1 protein-coding gene is annotated in these 6,233 nt (G+C 56.2%); it reads left to right on the top strand.

All coding sequences use genetic code 11. The annotated features are described in order from the left end of the window. Positions 1-6,233, top strand: a 6,233-nt coding sequence (locus PSI22_RS20565) for a non-ribosomal peptide synthetase (RefSeq protein ID WP_273581362.1), incomplete at both ends; no start/stop codon positions are given.

The raw sequence follows: 6,233 nt of genomic DNA, 5'->3' as shown, positions 1-6,233 counted from the left end.
CATAAAGCGCTGGTGGCGTACCTGATCACGGAGGGGGCGCTGTCGGATGAAACCCTGATAGGGCACGTGTCTGCTCGTCTGCCGGACTACATGGTACCTTCAAGTTTTACCCGGATTGAGTCGGTGCCCCTGACCCTGAATGGCAAACTGGATCGCCGGGCGTTACCGACACCAGTGTGGGTGAACCGGGACGATTATGTGGCGCCGCGCAATGCGCTGGAAACCCGGCTGTGTGCGGTCTGGCAGGATGTCCTGGGGCTGGAGCGGGTCGGCATTGAGGATAACTTCTTCCGGATTGGCGGTAACTCCCTGATGGCCATTAAGCTGACAGCGGCCATTCGCTATACCCTGGCAGTAGAAGTCCCACTGGTACAGGTATTTGAACTGAAAACCGTTGCCGCTCTGGCCGCACAGATGGGGCAGCAGGCCTGCACAGTGATCCCCCACCTTGAACTGGCGCGTTACCCCCTGTCGTCTGTACAGGAGCGGATACTGTTTATCGAACAGTTTGAGCAGGGGAGCAGTGTCTATCATGTCCCCTATCTGGTGCAGCTGGATGATGGAGACTGCTTGCCCTTGCTGGAAACGGCCATTAATCGGGTAGTCGAACGCCATCCGGTGATGAAGGCGGTGTACCGTACTGACGATGCAGGGCAGGCTTACCAGCAGGGGCTTGAGGGCAGTCTGATTTTCCGGTCACAGTCTTGTGAGGCGTTTGACGCACTTCTGCAAGCGGTGCGCACGGAACTGGTTACTCCCTTCGATCTGACGTCAGAGCCGAGCCTACGCCTGTGTCACTATCGGGTGGCCGAACATCATTACTTATTGATGATGTGGCACCATATTGCCATTGATGGCTGGTCCATTGATATTTTTATGGATGAACTGGCGGAAATTTACCCTGCTCTGCTGGCATCCCGCAACAGCCAATTGCCGCCACTGGAGATCACCTATGGGGACTATGCCAAATGGCAGCGTGACTATTTCCAGGGTGAAGTGCGTGAACGCCAGCTGGCTTACTGGAAGCAGACTCTGGCCGGTTATGAGCCGCTGTCTTTGCCGACGGACAGAAGCCGGCCGGCACAGGTGGATTATCAGGGACGGAATTTCAATTTTGCGCTGGGGGATACGCTTTCGTATCAGCTAAGGACGCTGGCAAAAACGCAGGAAACCACCCTGTATGCCGTTCTGCTCAGTGCGTTCTATGTCACGCTGGCCAAACTGACCGGACAGGATGACATCGTGCTGGGAACCCCGACCGACAGCCGGCATCATGCGCAAACCCAGCCACTGATTGGGATGTTTGTCAACTCACTGGTCTTGAGGGCGCAGCTTGAGCCGGCCGGCAGCGTGGAAACGCTGATTAAACAGACCCACGCGGTGATTGCCCAAGCTAAGGCACATCAGGATGTGCCGTTTGAGCAGTTGGTTGATGCGCTGGAGATTGAGCGCGACACCGCCCGTCATCCTATTTTCCAGATCATGTTTGGGTTGCAGAATTTGGGTGAGAGCCTGCCAAACAGGGCAGGTTTGCCGTTTAATCCGGTGAAACTGGACAGGGTTTTACACAGCCCTGCCAAGTTTGATCTGAGTCTGTTTATGTCGGAAGAGCAGTCCAGTATTGCCGGCGGCATAAATTACGCGGTGAGTCTGTTTAATGAATCTACGGTAGTGCGGATGGCTGATCTTTATCAGCGGGTGTTAGCGGCGTTTGTGGCGGATCAGAAGCAATCTCTGGCCGGGATTGACGTGTTGTCCGCACAGGAGCGCCACACCCTGCTGCACCGCTGGAACCAGACCGACGTACCGTACCCACAGAGCCACACCCTGCAACAGCAGTTCGAGGCGCGTGCGGCAGCCACACCGGATAATGTGGCGCTGGTATTTGAGGGAGTAACGCTGACCTACCGGCAGTTAAATGAACGGGCGAACCAGCTGGCGGTTGTGATCCGTGAACGCTATCAGCAGCAGCGCAATGCGTCGATGCCGGCAGACACGCCAGTAGCGCTGTATCTGGATCGCAGTCTGGAAATGGTCATCAGTATGCTGGCGGTGTTGAAGGCCGGCGGTGCCTACGTGCCGGTCTCGCCGGCCTACCCGCCGGAGCGTATCCGGTTTATTCTGGCAGACACCGCAGCCCTGTGCGTGGTGACCCAGCAGCGGTATCTGACGGATCTGGGGGAATACAGCCCCGCGCTGTCACTGATTGCGGCGGATGATCCGTCCGTGACCGCAGGCTGGCCGATGGACAATCCGGCGCCGGTGAATATATCTACAGATCTGGCGTACATCATCTACACCTCGGGAACGACCGGCCAGCCAAAGGGAGTGATGGTAGAGCACGCCAGTGTCATTAATTTATCCCAGTTTATTGCCCGAACGCATTTATTGGGGGAAACGGTAAAGGCCCTGTTCTTTTCCAATTATGTTTTTGATGCGTCCGTATTTGAGCTATTCCCGGCCCTGATGGCCGGTGCAACGATTTTTATCGCACCAGAGGCCGTGACGGCGGACAGTGACCAACTGTTGTCGTTTATCAATACGAACGAAATTACCAAGGCGTTTATTCCCACCGCCTTGATGAATCATTTTGCCGACGAATTATCCCGTTCGACTTTGCGGGTCATCCATACCGGCGGCGAAGCGCTGAATACGCTGAGTTTACCGCCAGATGTCATGCTGTTTAACCAGTACGGCCCCACCGAAGGCACCGTATGCGCCACCCAAAACTTATTGCGGGACGGGGATCGGGCGATCGGTAAGGGAATTGATAATACCCGTCTGTATGTCCTTGATGGTAAGGGCAATTTGTCCCCGATCGGGGCGCCGGGGGAACTGTACATCGGGGGAGCGGGGCTGGCCCGCGGATATTGGAACCAGCCAGCGTTGACGACGGAGCGTTTTGTGGTGAATCCGTTTGCCACGGCGGAAGATCAGGTGCGGGGCTATACCCGCCTGTATAAAACCGGTGATTGGGTGCGCTGGCGGCCGGACGGCAATCTGGAATACTTGGGGCGCAATGATTTTCAGGTCAAGATCCGTGGCTACCGCATTGAGCTGGGGGAAATCGAAAGCGCGCTGGCCACGCACCCGCAGGTGAAACAGGCGGTGGTGATTGACCGCGAGCATGAAGGCCACAAAGTGCTGGCGGCGTATCTGGTCACGGACGGGAGGCTGTCGGATGAAACCCTGATGGAGCACGTGTCCGCCCGCCTGCCGGACTACATGGTGCCGGTCAGCTTTACCCGGATTGAGTCGGTGCCCCTGACCCTGAATGGCAAGCTGGATCGCCGGGCATTGCTGGCGCCGGTGTGGGTCAGCCGGGACGGTTATGTGGCGCCGCGTAATGCGCTGGAAACCCAATTGTGTGCCGTCTGGCAGGACGTATTAGGTCTGGAGCGGGTCGGTATCAAGGATAATTTCTTCCGTATTGGTGGCAACTCTCTGATAGCCATTAAGCTGACAGCCGCTATTCGCCGTGTTTTGGCGGTGGAGATTCCATTAGTACAGGTGTTTGAGCTGAAGACTATTGCCGGGTTGGCCGCACAGATGGGGCAGCAGGCCTGCACGGTGATCCCCCATGTCGAACTGGCGCGCTATCCCCTGTCGCTTGCCCAGGAGCGGATGCTATTTATCGAACAATTTGAGCAGGGGAGCAGTGTCTATCATATCCCTTATCTGGTGCAGCTGGATGATGGCGACTGCTTGCCCCTGCTGGAAACGGCCATTAATCAGGTAGTCGAGCGCCACCCGGTGATGAAGACGGTATACCGCAGTGACGATGAGGGGAATACTTACCAGCAGGTGCTTGAGGGCAGTCTGATTTTCCGGTCACAGTCTTGTGAGCATATTGACGCGCTCCTGCAAACGGTACGTGCTGAACTGGCCACTCCGTTCGATCTGACGACAGAACCGAGCCTGCGCCTGTGTCACTACCGGGTGGCTGAAAATCATTACTTATTGATGATGTGGCACCATATTGCCATTGATGGCTGGTCCATTAATATTTTTATGGATGAACTGGCGGAGATTTACCCTGCTCTGCTGGCATCCCGCGATAGCCAACTACCGGCCTTGGATATCACCTATGGGGACTATGCCAAATGGCAGCGTGATTATTTGCAGGGTGAGGTACGTGAACGCCAGCTGGCTTATTGGCAGCAAACTCTGGCCGATTATGAGCCGCTGTCTTTGCCGACGGACCGGAGTCGGCCGGCACAGGTGGATTATCAGGGACAGGATTTCAATTTTGCGCTGGAGAGTGAACTTTCGCACCAATTAAGGGCGCTGGCAAAAACGCAGGAAACCACCCTGTATACCGTTCTGCTCAGTGCGTTTTATGTCACGCTGGCTAAACTGACAGGACAGGATGACATCGTGCTGGGAACTCCGACCGACAATCGGCATCATGCGCAAACCCAGCCATTGATTGGGATGTTTGTCAACTCACTGGTCTTGAGGGCGCAGCTTGAGCCAGCCGACAGCGTGGAAACGCTGATTAAACAGACCCACGCGGTGATTGCCCAAGCCAAGGCGCATCAGGATATGCCGTTTGAGCAGTTAGTTGATGCGCTGGAAATTGAGCGCGACACTGCTCGTCACCCTATTTTCCAGATCATGTTTGGGTTGCAGAGTTTTGGCGAGGATCAGCCAAACAGGGCATGTTTGCCGTTTAATCCGGTAACACTGGATGGTGCGCTACACAGCCCCGCCAAGTTTGATCTGAGCCTGTTTATGGCAGAAGGTGAGAGCAGTATTACCGGCGGCATAAATTATGCGGTGAGCCTGTTTGACGAATCCACGATAACGCGGATAGCCGATATCTATCAGCGGGTGCTGACGGCGTTTGTCGCGGATCAGAAGCAACCTCTGGCCGGGATTGACGTGTTGTCCGCGCAGGATCGCCATACCTTGCTGCACCGCTGGAATCAGACCGACGTGCCGTACCCGCAGAGTCACACCCTGCAACAGCAGTTTGAAGCCCGTGCAGCAGCCACACCGGATAACGTGGCGCTGGTGTTTGAGGGGGTAACGCTGACCTATCGGCAGGTTAATGAACGGGCGAATCAGCTGGCGGTTGTGATCCGTGAACGCTATCAGCAACAGCGCCATGCGCCGATGCTGGCAGACACGCCGGTGGCGCTGTATCTGGATCGCAGCCTGGAAATGGTCATCAGCATGCTGGCGGTGCTGAAAGCTGGTGGCGCCTACGTGCCGATGTCGCCGGAATATCCGCCCGAGCGTATCCGGTTTATTCTGACCGACACCGCAGCCCCGTGCGTGGTGACTCAGCAGCGGCATTTAACGGCGCTGGGGGAATATCCCCACGCGCTGTCACTGATCGCAGCGGATGATCCGTCCGTGACCGCAGGCCAGTCAGTGAATAATCCGGCACCGGTGAATACGTCTACAGATCTGGCGTACATCATCTACACCTCGGGGACGACCGGCCAGCCGAAGGGAGTGATGGTAGAGCACGCCAGTATCATTAATTTATCCCAGTTTATTGCCCGAACGCATTTATTGGGGGAAACGGTAAAGGCGTTATTCTTTTCTAATTACGTTTTTGATGCGTCCGTATTTGAGTTATTCCCGGCCCTGATAGCCGGCTCGACGATTTTTATCGCGCCGCCGGCCGTGACAGGAGACAGTGACCAATTGCTGTCGTTCATCAATACGAACAACATTACCAAGGCGTTTATTCCCACCGCCTTGATGAATCATTTTGCCGACGAATTATCCCGTTCGACTTTGCGGGTCATCCATACCGGCGGCGAAACGCTGAATGCGCTGAATCTACCGCCAGATGTCATGCTATTTAACCAGTATGGCCCGACCGAAGGCACCGTGTGCGCCACCCAAAACTTGTTGCAGGACGGGGATCGGGCGATCGGTAAGGGAATTGATAACACCCGTCTGTATGTCCTTGACGGTGAGGGCCATTTATCCCCGATCGGTGCGCCGGGGGAACTGTATATCGGGGGCGCGGGGCTGGCCCGCGGATATTGGAACCGGCCGGCGTTGACGGCGGAGCGTTTTGTGGTGAACCCGTTTGCTACGGCGGAAGATCAGGCGCAGGGCTACACCCGCCTGTATAAAACCGGCGATTGGGTGCGCTGGCGGCCGGACGGCAATCTGGAATATCGGGGGCGCAATGATTTTCAGGTCAAGATCCGGGGCTACCGCATTGAGCTGGGGGAAATCGAAAGTGCGCTGGCCTTGCACCCGCAGGT

The sequence above is a fragment of the Xenorhabdus aichiensis genome, from assembly GCF_028598775.1.
Lineage (GTDB): Bacteria > Pseudomonadota > Gammaproteobacteria > Enterobacterales > Enterobacteriaceae > Xenorhabdus > Xenorhabdus bovienii.
The sequence above is the reverse complement of the archived record's forward strand: the minus strand, read 5'-3'. Positions and strand labels throughout refer to the sequence as shown.